The sequence below is a fragment of the Pseudomonas sp. 1152_12 genome, from assembly GCF_052850675.1.
This window is the reverse complement of sequence record NZ_VXCW01000022.1, coordinates 1-13912: the sequence shown is the minus strand read 5'-3', so window position 1 is coordinate 13912 and position 13912 is coordinate 1. Positions and strand designations below refer to the sequence as shown.

Sequence of the window (13912 nt, the reverse complement as noted above, 5' to 3'; positions counted from 1 at the left end):
CCTGGCTCATGAGCGAAACCGGCGGCAAGAATGAAAGTGAGTTGACCTCTGCCGCTCACGAACTCTTCCTGCTTGGCCAAAAAACCGTTGAGGCGCGTGCCGTGCTTGCTGCTCTGCAGCAGCAATTGAGTGAAGCCAGTAGCCGTCTGGTGGATACCCAGCAGGTTGAGCAGGTGATCGAGGCCAATCAGCAACTGGTGCTGGCGATCCTCCTTGCGCAATCCGATGCGGTAACCCCGCCGCGGCTAGAAGAGCAGCGCTTGTACCAGGAGCTTCGCGAGGCAAATGCCCAGTTGGTGATCGCGGCGCTTAGCGCTCAAGACTTGCAGGCAACCGCTGAGCGTGCGCTGGGCCAGCAGAAAAGCATTCTGGCGATGGTCGCGCATGAGCTGCGCAACCCGTTAACGCCGATCAGCATGATCGCCGAGCGCATGGTGCGCCTGCCGAGCGACCAGTTGCCGCGCATGCGTGAGCTGATCGAAGGCCAGGTGCAGCATATTTCACAACTGGTAGACGACTTGCTGGACGTGTCACGCGTCAGCACCGGCAAGCTGCGTGTCGAACGCCGGGAGGTCGATATGCTGCAAATTCTGAGGCGCGCCATTGATGCGTGCGGCCCGGTGATGCGTACAAAAAACCAGCGGTTCTATGCCCACCTGCCCGATGGCAGCTTGATGCTCAGTGGAGACCCGGGGCGCCTTGCGCAAGTTCTGCATAACCTGCTGGCCAACGCTGCCAAATACACGCAGGTGGGGGGCGCCATTGTGTTGTCAGTCAGCGTGGCGGATGAGCTGAGGATCAGCATTGCGGACAACGGCATTGGCGTGTCGGCCAAGGCGTTGCCGTTGATCTTTGAGCCTTACGTGCAGGACGAGCACGCCGTCGGCTTTAACGGTTCAGGGTTGGGGATTGGCTTGACGGTGGTTCGAGCGTTGGTTGAGGCGCATGGCGGTAAGGTCACCGCCATCAGCGAAGGCAAGGGCCGTGGCAGTGAGTTTGTGGTGACGTTGCCGTTGTTGAATGCCTGATTAGCGCCATCCTTGTGGTGAGCGAGCCGGTTGTGGCGAGCCCGCTCGCCACAGAAGGATTTGGCTTACTTGCGATCCCACCACACCGTCTGCGCGTTGCAGAATTCGCGCACGCCAAAGTGCGATAACTCCCGCCCAAAGCCACTCTTTTTCACACCGCCAAATGCCACTCGAGGGTCGGACACGCTGAAGGCGTTGACGAAGATCCCGCCGGTTTCCAGCTGGTTGGAGATATCCCGTGCCTTGGCCGGGTCGGTGGTGAAGATGCTGGCAGTCAGGCCGAACTCGCTGTTGTTGGCTAGGGCCACGGCGTGGTCGGTATCGCGGGCAGTAATGATCGAGGCTACCGGCCCGAACAGTTCCTGTTTGAATGAGGTCATTTGCTCGGTGACATTGGCCAGCACGGTGGGCGCATAGTAGTTGCCAGCGCCGGGTATTTTGTGGCCACCCAGCAGCAGGGTCGCGCCTTCTTCCAAAGTGGCCTGGACTTGGCCGTGCAGCTCGTCGCGCAGGTCAAAGCGGGCCATTGGGCCGACGTAGGTGCTGGTCGCAGTCGGGTCGCCCATCACCAACGCGCGGCTGGCGTCGAGGAATTTGGCGGTGAAGGCGTCTACCACGCCAGCTTCGATGATCAGGCGCTTGGCGGCGGCGCAGACTTGGCCGCTGTTCTGGAAGCGGCCGATCACGGCGGCCTGCACAGCCGCGTCGAGGTCGGCGTCGTTGAGCACGATAAACGGGTCGGAGCCGCCTAATTCCAGCACGCATTTCTTCAGCGCCGCACCGGCCTGGGAGCCGATGGCGATGCCGGCGCGTACGCTGCCAGTGAGGGTGACGGCGGCGATACGTGGGTCGGCGATGGCGTTGGAAACGCCGTCGTTCGTCACGTTGACCACTTCAAAAATACCTTCGGCGAAACCGGCTTTCTGGAACGCTTGCTGGATCAGGTAGGCGCTGCCCATTACGTTCGGTGCGTGTTTGAGCACGTAAGTGTTACCCGCCAGCAGGGTCGGCACCGCGCCGCGCAACACTTGCCACACAGGGAAGTTCCACGGCATTACGGCGAAGATCGGGCCTAACGGGCGGTACTCTATCTGGGCGCTGCCGTTGTCCACCCGCGTTGGCTCTGGCGCCAGCATGGCCGGGCCGTGGGCGGCGTACCATTCGCAGAGTTGCGCGCATTTTTCGATCTCGGCGCGGGCCTGGGCGATGGGTTTGCCCATTTCCAGGGTAATCATCTGCGCCATGTCTTCGGCTTGTTCACGCAGGGCATTGGCCAGCGCCAGCAGCCATTCGGCGCGCTGGCTGGCAGGCTGGCGGCGCCAGGTGCGGAAGGCCGCGCTGGAACGCTCAAGCGCGGCGTTTAGCTGCGACTCGGTTTCGTAGGGGTAGCTGGCGACTGTTTCGCCGTTGGCGGGGTTGATCGACAAGGCGTGAGTCTGGTGAGTGATAGTGTTCATGGCACCGTCCGGCTGAATGAGTGGAATGGATTGAGCCTACGGGGATGTATGTTTTCTGGAAACTGAATAATATTGAGCAATATATTCACGATTGGAGAATGATTTGGACCTGGTGCAGCTGGAAATCTTCAAGGCCGTTGCCGAGCAAGGCAGCATCAGCGCCGCCGCGCAGTTGATTCATCGCGTACCGTCCAACCTGACCACGCGTATCAAGCAACTGGAGCAGGACTTGGGCGTGGAGCTGTTTATCCGCGAGAAAAGTCGACTGCGTCTGTCACCGGCCGGGTGGAATTTCCTCGGTTATACGCGGCGCATTCTCGACCTGGTGCAAGAGGCCCGTGCGACGGTGGCGGGCGAGGAGCCCCAGGGCGCGTTTGCTCTGGGGTCGCTTGAGAGCACGGCGGCGGTACGTATCCCGGCGTTGCTTGCGACGTACAACCAGAAGCACACCAAGGTCGAATTGGACCTGAGCACTGGGCCGTCGGGCACGATGATCGAGGGCGTGTTGTCGGGGCGGCTGGCGGCGGCGTTTGTCGATGGGCCGGTGTTGCATGCCACGCTCGAAGGCGTGGCGGTGTTTGAAGAGGAGATGGTGGTGATCGCGCCGCTGCACCATGCGCCGATCACGCGCGGGCAGGATGTGGCAGGGGAGAGCATCTATACGTTTCGCTCAAACTGCTCGTATCGCCATCACTTCGAACGCTGGTTCTCACAGGATGGCGCGGTGCCGGGCAAGATCTTCGAGATGGAGTCCTACCACGGCATGCTCGCCTGCGTCAGCGCCGGGGCCGGCCTGGCATTGATGCCGCGCAGCATGCTGGAGAGCATGCCAGGGTTTACGGCGGTGAGTGTGTGGCCGTTGAGCGACGCATTCCGCATTCTGAACACCTGGCTGATCTGGCGCCGGGGCACGGTGTCGCAGAGTTTGAACAGTTTTGTGAAACTGTTGGAAGAGCACGTCCTGGAAGCACCTCGGGTCTAATGTGGGAGGGAGCAAAGCCCTCCCACGTGTTGATCTTTATCAACCGCCGAATTGGAAGGTGCCCATGGCCAATTTGGCTATGATCGCTGTTGCGCCTAACTGCACCAACCAGAGCGCCAAGCCTCCAAGGAACACACCGAGCGCCACTTGCAATACTAGGCTTTTCTGGCGCTTGGCTTGCGGCGCGCGCGGGGTGTAGTCATGCAATTCGTCGCGGTCGGCGCGCAGGTCCAGGTCGTCGTTTCTCATAAGGCTCTCACAGCAAAGGGGCAGTCGGGGTTCAGTCTAGTGTGTTCGCCAATAAAAAGGGGAAGCCACTGGCTTCCCCTTCACAGGACGCTGGCAGGTTTATAGAACCTGAACAATCGCCTTTGTCACCGCACCTATGTTCGACTGGTTCAGCGCCGCCACACAGATGCGGCCAGTGTCGAGCGCGTAGATGCCAAACTCGGTGCGCAAACGGGTGACTTGCTCAACGGTCAGGCCGGAGTAGGAGAACATCCCACGCTGGCGGCCGACGAAGCTGAAGTCCTGGCCTGGCGCTGCCTTGGCCAGTTCGGCGACCATCTGCTCACGCATGCCACGGATGCGCAGGCGCATTTCGGCCAGTTCGGCTTCCCACTGGGCGCGCAGCTCAGGGTTGTTCAGCACGGCAGCCACGATCGCCGCGCCGTGGGTTGGCGGGTTGGAGTAGTTGGTGCGGATCACGCGTTTGACCTGGGACAGGATGCGCGCGCTTTCTTCCTTGGACTCGCTGACGATCGACAGCGCGCCCACACGTTCGCCGTACAGTGAGAACGACTTGGAGAACGAGCTGGACACAAAGAAGGTCAAGCCCGACTCAGCGAACAGGCGTACCGCGGCGGCGTCTTCGTGGATGCCGTCGCCAAAGCCCTGGTAGGCCATGTCGAGAAACGGTACGAGGTTTTTCGCCTTGACCACGTCCAGTACTTGTTGCCAGTCAGCCGGGCTCAGGTCGACGCCGGTCGGGTTATGGCAGCAAGCGTGCAGCACCACGATGGACTGTGGCGGCAGGGCGTTGAGGTCTTCGAGCAGACCGGCACGGTTCACGTCGTGGGTGGCGGCGTCGTAGTAGCGGTAGGTCTGCACCGGGAAGCCGGCTTTTTCGAACAGCGCCTGGTGGTTTTCCCAGCTCGGGTCGCTGATGGCGACGACGGCGTTGGGCAGCAGTTGCTTGAGGAAGTCCGCGCCGATTTTCAGCGCGCCGGTGCCGCCGACCGCTTGTGCGGTGATGACACGGCCGGCGCTCAGCAGCGGCGAGTCAGCGCCGAACAGCAGTTTTTGCACGGCCTGGTCGTAAGCGACGATGCCGTCGATCGGCAAGTAGCCACGGGCGGCGTGTTGCGCCACGCGAATGGCTTCCGCTTCGGCAACGGCACGCAAGAGTGGAATCTTCCCCTCCTCGTTGCAATAAACGCCCACGCCAAGGTTGACCTTGGTGGTTCGGGTGTCGGCGTTGAATGCTTCGTTGAGGCCCAGGATTGGATCGCGTGGTGCCATTTCGACAGCGGAGAACAGGCTCATTTTTGCGGCAGCTCTATGGGGGAATGGAGGGACGTGTCGCGCTCCAGCCGAATGCACTAGAGCGGTGCACAAACGGGGAGCTAGTATAGAGCCCATCCCGGCTGAGGGCGACAGCCGAAACGGCTTTTAAGCCAAGTTTTTCGGTTTATTTACTGACCGTCAGTCTTATTGCAGCATGGGGCCACGACGGCAAGTAGGACGATTGCCTTGAAACCCGTCACATTCGGCACCACTTCTACAGCTATCATGGTTTTTTCCTGCAACCTGCGATGATTATTCGCGGGTTGCTGAGCTATTTCGTCCCTGGCGGTTTGCAGTCTGGGGTGACTTCACGAGGTACGTTATGTCGGATTTCCAGCTCGTCACCCGCTTTGAACCCGCCGGCGATCAACCCGAAGCCATTCGCCAGATGGTCGAGGGCATCGAAGCCGGGCTGGCGCACCAGACGCTGCTCGGGGTGACCGGTTCAGGCAAGACCTTCAGCATCGCCAACGTGATTGCGCAGATCAATCGCCCGACCTTGGTGCTGGCGCCGAACAAGACCCTGGCCGCGCAGCTGTACGGCGAGTTCAAGGCGTTCTTCCCGAACAACGCGGTGGAATACTTCGTTTCTTACTACGACTACTACCAGCCCGAAGCCTACGTGCCGTCGTCCGATACCTTCATCGAGAAGGATGCGTCGATCAACGACCATATCGAGCAGATGCGGCTGTCAGCGACCAAAGCGCTGCTGGAGCGTAAGGACGCGATCATCGTCACTACGGTGTCGTGCATCTACGGCCTGGGTAGCCCCGAAGCCTATTTGAAGATGGTGTTGCACGTTGATCGCGGCGACAAACTCGACCAGCGCGAGCTGCTGCGTCGCCTGACGAGTTTGCAGTACACCCGCAACGACATGGACTTCGCCCGCGCCACCTTCCGTGTGCGCGGCGATGTAATCGACATCTACCCAGCGGAATCCGACTTGGAAGCGATCCGCATCGAGCTGTTTGACGATGAAGTCGAGAGTCTGTCGGCCTTCGACCCGTTGACCGGCGAGGTGATCCGCAAGTTGCCGCGCTTCACCTTCTACCCGAAAAGCCACTACGTGACCCCGCGCGAAACCCTGATGGGCGCCATCGAGGGCATCAAGGTCGAGTTGGCCGAGCGCCTGGAATACCTGCGCGCCAACAACAAGCTGGTGGAAGCTCAGCGCCTGGAGCAGCGTACTCGCTTCGACCTGGAGATGATCCTGGAGCTGGGTTACTGCAACGGTATCGAAAACTACTCGCGCTACCTCTCGGGGCGCGACTCCGGGCAGGCGCCGCCGACCCTGTTTGATTACCTGCCGGACGACGCCTTGCTGGTGATCGACGAGTCCCACGTCAGCGTGCCGCAGGTGGGCGCGATGTACAAAGGTGACCGTTCGCGTAAAGAAACCTTGGTGGAGTATGGCTTCCGCCTGCCTTCGGCGCTGGATAACCGACCGATGCGCTTCGACGAGTTTGAAAGCATCAGCCCGCAGACGATCTTTGTCTCGGCCACGCCGGGTAACTACGAGGCTGAACATGCGGGGCGCGTGATTGAGCAACTGGTGCGCCCGACCGGCCTGGTGGATCCGCAAATCGAGATCCGCCCGGCGCTGACTCAGGTGGATGACCTGCTCTCGGAAATCACCAAGCGCGTGGCCCTGGAAGAGCGGGTGCTGGTGACCACGCTGACCAAGCGCATGTCCGAAGACTTGACTGACTACCTGGCCGACCACGGTGTGCGCGTGCGCTATTTGCACTCGGACATCGACACCGTGGAGCGCGTCGAGATTATTCGCGACCTGCGCCTGGGCACCTTTGACGTGCTGGTGGGCATCAACCTGCTGCGCGAAGGCCTGGACATGCCGGAAGTCTCGCTGGTGGCGATCCTCGATGCCGACAAGGAAGGCTTCTTGCGTTCCGAGCGCTCGCTGATCCAGACCATCGGCCGAGCGGCGCGTAACCTCAATGGCCGTGCGATTCTCTACGCGGACCGCATCACCGGCTCCATGGAACGGGCGATTGGCGAGACTGAGCGCCGCCGTGACAAGCAGATTGCCTTTAATCTGGAGAACGGCATCATCCCCAAAGGCGTGTTTAAGGACGTCGCCGACATCATGGAAGGCGCCACCGTGCCCGGTTCGCGCAGCAAGAAACGCAAGGGCATGGCCAAGGCGGCCGAAGAAAGCGCCAAGTACGAGAACGAATTGCGCTCGCCGAGTGAGATCACCAAGCGTATTCGGCAGCTGGAAGAGAAGATGTACCAGCTGGCTCGGGATCTTGAGTTTGAAGCAGCCGCGCAGACGCGCGATGAGATCGGCAAGCTGCGGGAGCGGCTGCTGGCTGTTTGATTTTGCGCTGACGGTGGTGGCCTCATCGCAGGCACCGCGGTCTACCAGAATCACCCACGCTGGAGCCCAACCGCCCCAGGCTGTTACCATTCGCCCCTTGTTTCAATTTTCAGCTATATCGCCCATTCGAGACCTGCCATGACCACCGTCCGCACGCGCATTGCGCCATCGCCTACTGGCGATCCCCACGTCGGCACTGCCTACATCGCCTTGTTCAACTACTGCTTTGCCAAGCAGCATGGCGGTGAATTCATCCTGCGGATCGAAGACACCGATCAACTGCGTTCGACCCGTGAGTCGGAACAGCAGATTTTCGATGCGTTGCGCTGGTTAGGCATTACTTGGGCGGAAGGCCCGGACGTCGGTGGCCCGCATGGCCCGTATCGCCAGAGCGAGCGCAGCGACATCTATAAGCAGTACACCCAGCAACTGGTCGACATGGGCCATGCCTTCCCGTGCTTTTGCACCGCAGAAGAACTCGACCAGATGCGCGCCGAGCAACAGGCGCGTGGCGAAACTCCGCGCTACGATGGACGCGCGCTGCTGCTGTCCAAAGAAGAAGTGGCCCAGCGTCTGGCGGCTGGCGAGCCTCACGTTATCCGCATGAAAGTGCCGAGCGAAGGCGTGTGTGTGGTGCCGGATATGCTGCGCGGTGACGTCGAGATCCCGTGGGACCGCATGGACATGCAGGTGCTGATGAAGACCGACGGCCTGCCGACGTACTTCCTGGCCAACGTGGTCGACGACCACCTGATGGGCATCACTCACGTGCTGCGCGGCGAAGAGTGGCTGCCGTCAGCGCCTAAATTGATCCTGCTCTACGAATACTTCGGCTGGGAGCAACCGCAGCTGTGCTACATGCCGCTGCTGCGTAACCCGGACAAGAGCAAGCTGTCCAAGCGCAAGAACCCGACTTCGGTGACGTTCTACGAGCGCATGGGCTTCATGCCCGAAGCGATGCTCAACTATCTGGGCCGCATGGGCTGGTCGATGCCGGACGAGCGCGAGAAGTTCTCGTTGCAGGAAATGGTCGATAACTTTGACCTGTCCCGCGTGTCCCTTGGCGGGCCGATCTTTGATATAGAGAAGCTGTCGTGGCTCAACGGCCAATGGTTGCGTGACCTGCCGGTTGAAGAATTCGCCAGCCGCGTGCAGCAGTGGGCATTGAACCCCGAGTACATGATGAAGATCGCGCCGCTGGTGCAGGGCAGGGTGGAGACATTCAGCCAGGTCGCACCGTTGGCCAGCTTCTTTTTTGCCGGTGGCGTGAACCCGGACGTCAAGCTGTTTGAATCCAAGAAGCTCTCGGGCGATCAGGTTCGCCAGTTGATGCAGTTGATCCTGTGGAAGCTCGAAAGCCTGCGTCAGTGGGAGAAGGACGCCATCACCGCGACGATTCAGGCGGTGGTCGAGTCCCTGGAGCTGAAATTGCGCGATGCCATGCCGCTGATGTTTGCTGCGATCACCGGGCAGGCCAGTTCCGTGTCGGTACTCGATGCGATGGAAATTCTCGGCCCGGACCTGACGCGTTTCCGTCTGCGCCAAGCCCTTGATTTGCTTGGTGGTGTGTCGAAGAAAGAAAACAAAGAGTGGGAAAAGCTGCTGGGCGCTATCGCCTAAGCAACCTGCGGTAACGATAAAACCCCGGCTTTCCGGGGTTTTAACGGTAAGTGATTGTTATCCCGGCAAAAAATTTTGAAAATTGTTGAAAATAAATTTGACAGCCTATCAAACCGCCATTAAGATTCGCCCCGTCCTCACCGATGAGGGGCTATAGCTCAGCTGGGAGAGCGCTTGCATGGCATGCAAGAGGTCAACGGTTCGATCCCGTTTAGCTCCACCAATTTACAGGTTCAAGGTCTGGCCACACCGGCCTTGAATTGATCAGGTCTCAGCCCTGATCAGATGTACAGAAGGTTTTGTCCCCTTCGTCTAGTGGCCTAGGACACCGCCCTTTCACGGCGGTAACAGGGGTTCGAGTCCCCTAGGGGACGCCAGTTTCAACAAGCAGCTCGAAAGGTCTGCTGCGTCGCGAGACGAAAAATCCGGGGCTATAGCTCAGCTGGGAGAGCGCTTGCATGGCATGCAAGAGGTCAACGGTTCGATCCCGTTTAGCTCCACCAATTTTACAGGTTCAAGGTTCCGGCCACACCGTCCTTGGGTCGACCAGTCTCAGCCTGGTCAGTGTATAGAAGGTTTGTGTCCCCTTCGTCTAGTGGCCTAGGACACCGCCCTTTCACGGCGGTAACAGGGGTTCGAGTCCCCTAGGGGACGCCACGATTACCCGCTCTGCGGGATTTTTAAGGGTCATTCAATTATTGAATGGCCCTTTTGTTTGTCTGGCGTTTGGCCAATCCTCTCATCAATTCCCATCTTTATGTCCTGATCAGCGGTGATGCTTGTCGCTTGCTAAATATTATTATGGTAATAATATTAGACTCACGAGAGACGGAGGCAACGATGAGCGATAAAAAAGCGCAAACCCGCGAACGCATTTTGCAGGCCGCCAGCGCGGCGTTGATCCAGCGTGGCCCGGCAGAGCCGAGTGTTGGCGAAGTCATGGGCGCGGCGGGGCTTACGGTCGGTGGTTTCTACGCGCACTTTGAAAGCAAGGATGCGTTGATGCTGGAGGCCTTCACGCAACTGCTGGCCCGGCGTCGCGCGTCGATCGACGACATGGACGCGCAACTCACCGGTGAGGAGCGCAGAGGCTTGGTGGCGGCGTTTTACCTGTCGCGCAAGCATCGTGACTCAACCGACCAAGCCTGCCCGATACCGGCCACTGTGGGTGAGATGAGCCGCCTGCCGGATGAGTTTCGCCAGGCGCTCAACGAACATACGGAGTTAATGGCCGCCCAACTGGCCGCCAGCCCCGAAGACACCGACAAGGCTCTGGCCGACATGGCGTTGATGATCGGTGGCCTGGCATTGGCCCGCGCCCTTGGTCCCGGTGAGTTGTCCGACCGTGTATTGCGTGCAGCCAAGTCGGCGGTGCGCTGAAAAAGGAGTCGCATGATGGGCGCACTAACCTGGATCCGTGGCTTTAATGGCACCGTCGGCCGCTTGGCACCGCGCACGGTGGCCAGCAAGTTGCGCCGTACCTTCATGACGCCTCGTAACCTGCCGCCGCGTGAGTGGGAGCTGTCGTCGCTGGCGCAATCGGAGCGCATCACCCTGCGCTTTGGGTTGTCGGCATTGTGTTGGGGGCAAGGGCCGGCGGTGCTGCTGATGCACGGTTGGGAAGGGCGCCCCACGCAGTTCGCCAGCCTGATTATAGCGTTGGTGGATAACGGTTATTCGGTGATTGCCTTAGATGGCCCGGCTCATGGTCGCTCGCCGGGGCGTGAAGCGCATGTGCTGCTGTTCGCACGCGCTATGCTTGACGCCGCCGCTGAGCTGCCGCCGTTGCACGCGGTGGTGGGGCATTCCATGGGCGGCGCCAGTGCGATGCTGGCGGTGCAGTTGGGGCTGCGTACCGAGGCCTTGGTGAGTATTGCTGCGCCGTCGCGCTTGCTCGATGTGCTGCGCGGTTTTGCTGGTATGGTCGGTTTGCCGCCACGGGCGCGCTCGGCGTTCATCCAGGAGGTCGAGTTGACCCTTGGTATGCCGCTTAGGCACTTGGATGTGGCGCACTACCAGATGAATATTCCCGGCCTGATTGTGCATGCCGAAGACGATCCCTTCGTTCCGGTCAAGGCCTCGCAAGCCATCCATGACGCCTGGTTCGACAGCCGCCTGCTGCGCTTGGAGCAGGGCGGCCACCAAAAGGTCCTGGCTGACCCTCGGGTGATCGATGCCGTGTTGGCGCTGCTGGCAGGCCGCCCTTTACAGGCGCGGCAGACCGCCTGATACACTTCCCGTCGACATTAAGCGACGGGAGTAAGGCATGGACTGGGATTTGGCATCGCCGTTTATCATCGATCTGCAGGTCGGCGCTGAAGACATCGACGGCCTGGGGCACGCCAATAACGCGGTGTACGTGTCCTGGCTGGAGCGTTGCGCCTGGCGCCATTCCCAGCGCCTGGGGCTGGACCTCACTGAGTACCGCCGTCTTGACCGCGCCATGGCGGTGGTGCGCCATGAGATCGACTACCTGACGGCAGGTTATGAGGGCGATGAGCTGCAACTGGCCACTTGGATCATCGACTGGGACCAGCGCTTGAAGATGACGCGTCGCTTCCAACTGGTACGCCCCTGTGACGGCGCGATATTGCTGCGTGCGCAGACCACCTTTGTGTGTATCGAGCTGTCCAGCGGCAAGCCCAAGCGCATGCCGGCCGAATTTCTTGATGGTTATGGTCCTGCGCTGACAGGGGGTTAACGTTTAGGGTGGGAAACCCAGTAAACTGCGCCACGATTTTTGTTGAGTGTTTTCCATGCAAATTGCTTTGGCGCCCATGGAGGGGTTGGTCGATAACATCCTGCGCGATGTGCTGACCCGCGTGGGCGGTATTGACTGGTGCGTGACCGAGTTCATCCGCGTCAACGACCGCCTGCTCACCCCTGCCTATTTCCACAAGCTCGCCCCGGAGCTGCTGCACGGCGCCCACACCGCCGCGGGCGTGCCGCTGCGCGTGCAATTGCTGGGCTCCGACCCGGTGTGCCTGGCGGAAAATGCCGCGCTGGCCTGCGAATTGGGCTCGCAAGTGATTGACCTCAACTTCGGCTGCCCGGCCAAGACGGTCAACAAGTCCCGAGGTGGCGCGGTATTGCTCAAGGAGCCGGAGCTGCTTAATCAGATCGTCGAGCATGTGCGACGTGCTGTCCCGGCACATATCCCGGTCACCGCCAAGATGCGCCTGGGCTTCGATAGCCCGGATGGTGCGCTGGTGTGCGCTACAGCGTTGGCCGAGGGTGGCGCTGCGCACATCGTCGTGCATGCGCGCACCAAAACCGATGGCTACAAGCCGCCGGCCCACTGGGAGTGGATCCCACGGGTGCAGGATGTGGTCAAGGTGCCGGTGTTCGCCAATGGCGATATCTGGAGTGTCGAAGACTGGAGACGTTGCCGCGAAATCAGCGGCGCTGAAGACATCATGCTTGGCCGTGGCTTGGTGGCGCGTCCCGACCTGGCGCGGCAGATTGTGGCCGCGAAGGCAGGAGAAGACGTGGTTGAAATGACCTGGGCGCAAATGCAGCCGATGCTTCAGGCGTTCTGGACTCAGTCGGTGGCACAACTGACTGAAAAGCAGGCACCGGGCCGTTTGAAGCAGTGGCTGGCGATGCTGACCCGCAACTACCCCGAGGCGGTGGTGCTGTTTACAGCCTTGCGCCGCGAGACCGATCTGCATCAAGTCAGCCGTCTGCTGGGCATGTCACACCCCATCGCCGCCTGAGACGTTTAAGTCGGTTTTTACAGTTCACCTGAAAAGGGCGCCATGGGCGCCCTTTTTTGCGCTCGCGGGTTAGCACAAAAAAACGGCCAATAGGTGTTTTTATATTGTCGGTTAATTGCCTTTGCGCAGTGTATTAACGGGTGTGACGATTGTTTGGAGTCCACAGCGGCTTGATTTAAGGCCTCGTCGGAAAAGTCTAGGCGGCAAAGTCTGATAACGCCCATTGGTTTCCTTATATGAAGGCCGAATTTCGGAACTCATTAGCTTAACTTTCCACGAAAGTAGGGACTGTGAAGCAGCGCTGTTGTTTCCAGCGAATAAAACTATCAATGCCCTCACCTATTAACGGGTTCAGGCTATGTTGAATAAGGAACTGCTAATGTCTCTATCGGTTAATCACCCATCATTCGTGAAAGCTGATGCGTCCGCCTTTGATCGAAATGCGGGTTCGTCATCTAACTCCAGTGAAAGCACGAATGCGCATGCCCCAGGTACAAGTGTCAGCAATACGCCACTGCGCATTGACAACGCCCGGTTCTCGCCTAATGAGGTCATGATTCCTGGTGCTGCGCTCGCTAAGTTATTTGACATGCTTGAGCAAATCTTCAAAACCATACGTGAAATGGTTGCCGGCAAAGATTTAATGCCAGCGGCATTACCTGACTTAGGCAAATCACCGGAAGGTGTACCGCAGGTGCGCAATTTGCCCGCGGACGCTGACGCCGGTACGCAACTGCGGGATCTGGGTAGTAAGTTGCTGGGGAAACCTGACGCAGGTCACCCCGTGAATTCGCCGGGCACAGAAGGTTTGCAGGTTAAAACTGACGCAGGCGAACAGTTGGATTTTCCAGATTCAGGCAAACTGCCGGCAGTACGGGATGTGCCTCAGCCGCCGGTGAAACCGCAACCAAGTGATCTTCCGGTAGTGAGCCATGATGCCCGTCAGCAGAGCTTGACGGTGTCATACCCCACAACGACTAAAGCTGATGGCACCGTGATCAGCGACGCCAAGGCAAACATCAATGTGCACGTTAGCGTCAATTGTCACTGTCCGGATTCGAGGGTTTCTGCGCAGAGCGGGTTAAGGCCGAGGCTGGCGACGGACTTTGTGTCCATTCCCGATGCGCTTCCACAGCCAGATGCCAAGATTGACGTCACCCCCAAAGTCAAAGATGAGGCCAAGGCAGATCATCAGCATGAGGTGG

Annotated in this window: 12 protein-coding genes and 4 tRNA genes; 13 read left to right on the top strand and 3 right to left on the bottom strand. The window is 59.8% G+C overall.

Annotated elements, in window-relative coordinates:
- The first annotated feature begins 8 nt into the window (after positions 1-8).
- The gene (locus tag FW764_RS26495; protein WP_446436467.1) at positions 9-1028 is read left to right on the top strand and encodes an ATP-binding protein; all 1020 of its coding nucleotides are present in this window, start codon (positions 9-11) and stop codon (positions 1026-1028) included.
- A gap of 65 nt (positions 1029-1093) precedes the next feature.
- Here FW764_RS26495 and FW764_RS26490 read toward each other — a convergent pair whose 3' ends face one another.
- Positions 1094-2485, bottom strand: coding sequence for an aldehyde dehydrogenase family protein (locus FW764_RS26490; RefSeq protein WP_446436466.1), 1392 nt, complete (start codon positions 2483-2485; stop codon positions 1094-1096).
- A 103-nt stretch (positions 2486-2588) separates the two neighbouring features.
- Between FW764_RS26490 and ptrR the strand changes: the two genes are divergently transcribed.
- On the top strand, positions 2589-3467 hold the full coding sequence (gene ptrR, locus FW764_RS26485; RefSeq protein WP_446436465.1) for a putrescine utilization regulator PtrR: 879 nt from the start codon (positions 2589-2591) through the stop codon (positions 3465-3467).
- 39 nt (positions 3468-3506) lie between these two features.
- Here ptrR and FW764_RS26480 read toward each other — a convergent pair whose 3' ends face one another.
- A complete protein-coding gene (locus FW764_RS26480) occupies positions 3507-3716 on the bottom strand; it encodes a hypothetical protein (RefSeq protein WP_446436464.1) in 210 nt (69 codons plus the stop codon).
- 99 nt (positions 3717-3815) lie between these two features.
- Entirely contained in the window at positions 3816-5012 is a 1197-nt protein-coding gene (locus FW764_RS26475; protein ID WP_446436463.1) for an amino acid aminotransferase, read from the bottom strand.
- A 343-nt stretch (positions 5013-5355) separates the two neighbouring features.
- On the opposite strand from FW764_RS26475, the gene uvrB reads away from it, so the two are divergent.
- The 11 genes from uvrB to FW764_RS26420 form a co-directional block, all read left to right on the top strand.
- Positions 5356-7371: an excinuclease ABC subunit UvrB gene (uvrB, locus tag FW764_RS26470; RefSeq protein ID WP_446436462.1), complete on the top strand. Its 2016-nt coding sequence runs from the start codon at positions 5356-5358 to the stop codon at positions 7369-7371.
- 138 nt (positions 7372-7509) lie between these two features.
- Entirely contained in the window at positions 7510-8991 is a 1482-nt protein-coding gene (gene gltX, locus FW764_RS26465; protein ID WP_446436461.1) for a glutamate--tRNA ligase, read from the top strand.
- 147 nt (positions 8992-9138) lie between these two features.
- Positions 9139-9214: transfer RNA gene (locus tag FW764_RS26460), tRNA-Ala, on the top strand.
- Between the two features lie 78 nt (positions 9215-9292).
- A tRNA-Glu gene (locus FW764_RS26455) sits at positions 9293-9368 on the top strand.
- A 50-nt stretch (positions 9369-9418) separates the two neighbouring features.
- A tRNA-Ala gene (locus tag FW764_RS26450) sits at positions 9419-9494 on the top strand.
- A gap of 78 nt (positions 9495-9572) precedes the next feature.
- A tRNA-Glu gene (locus tag FW764_RS26445) sits at positions 9573-9648 on the top strand.
- A 183-nt stretch (positions 9649-9831) separates the two neighbouring features.
- On the top strand, positions 9832-10371 hold the full coding sequence (locus tag FW764_RS26440) for a TetR/AcrR family transcriptional regulator (protein ID WP_083357717.1): 540 nt from the start codon (positions 9832-9834) through the stop codon (positions 10369-10371).
- A gap of 15 nt (positions 10372-10386) precedes the next feature.
- Complete coding sequence (locus tag FW764_RS26435; protein WP_446436460.1) at positions 10387-11220, top strand: alpha/beta hydrolase; 834 nt, start codon at positions 10387-10389, stop codon at positions 11218-11220.
- Positions 11221-11257: 37 nt separating this feature from the next.
- A complete protein-coding gene (locus FW764_RS26430; protein WP_446436459.1) occupies positions 11258-11692 on the top strand; it encodes an acyl-CoA thioesterase in 435 nt (144 codons plus the stop codon).
- Between the two features lie 55 nt (positions 11693-11747).
- The gene (locus FW764_RS26425; protein WP_446436458.1) at positions 11748-12707 is read left to right on the top strand and encodes a tRNA dihydrouridine synthase; all 960 of its coding nucleotides are present in this window, start codon (positions 11748-11750) and stop codon (positions 12705-12707) included.
- Positions 12708-13065: 358 nt separating this feature from the next.
- Positions 13066-13912: hypothetical protein (locus tag FW764_RS26420; RefSeq protein ID WP_446436457.1), on the top strand; the 847-nt coding region annotated here is incomplete at its 3' end.

Excerpts from the sequence above, each read along its gene's own strand:
- FW764_RS26425 (WP_446436458.1), top strand. The coding sequence starts at position 11,748 with ATGCAAATTGCTTTGGCGCCCATGGAGGGGTTGGTCGATAACATCCTG.
- uvrB (WP_446436462.1), top strand. The coding sequence starts at position 5,356 with ATGTCGGATTTCCAGCTCGTCACCCGCTTTGAACCCGCCGGCGATCAA.
- FW764_RS26430 (WP_446436459.1), top strand. The coding sequence starts at position 11,258 with ATGGACTGGGATTTGGCATCGCCGTTTATCATCGATCTGCAGGTCGGC.
- FW764_RS26435 (WP_446436460.1), top strand. The coding sequence starts at position 10,387 with ATGGGCGCACTAACCTGGATCCGTGGCTTTAATGGCACCGTCGGCCGC.
- FW764_RS26480 (WP_446436464.1), bottom strand. The coding sequence starts at position 3,716 with ATGAGAAACGACGACCTGGACCTGCGCGCCGACCGCGACGAATTGCAT.
- FW764_RS26440 (WP_083357717.1), top strand. The coding sequence starts at position 9,832 with ATGAGCGATAAAAAAGCGCAAACCCGCGAACGCATTTTGCAGGCCGCC.
- FW764_RS26490 (WP_446436466.1), bottom strand. The coding sequence starts at position 2,485 with ATGAACACTATCACTCACCAGACTCACGCCTTGTCGATCAACCCCGCC.
- FW764_RS26475 (WP_446436463.1), bottom strand. The coding sequence starts at position 5,012 with ATGAGCCTGTTCTCCGCTGTCGAAATGGCACCACGCGATCCAATCCTG.
- FW764_RS26495 (WP_446436467.1), top strand. The coding sequence starts at position 9 with ATGAGCGAAACCGGCGGCAAGAATGAAAGTGAGTTGACCTCTGCCGCT.
- gltX (WP_446436461.1), top strand. The coding sequence starts at position 7,510 with ATGACCACCGTCCGCACGCGCATTGCGCCATCGCCTACTGGCGATCCC.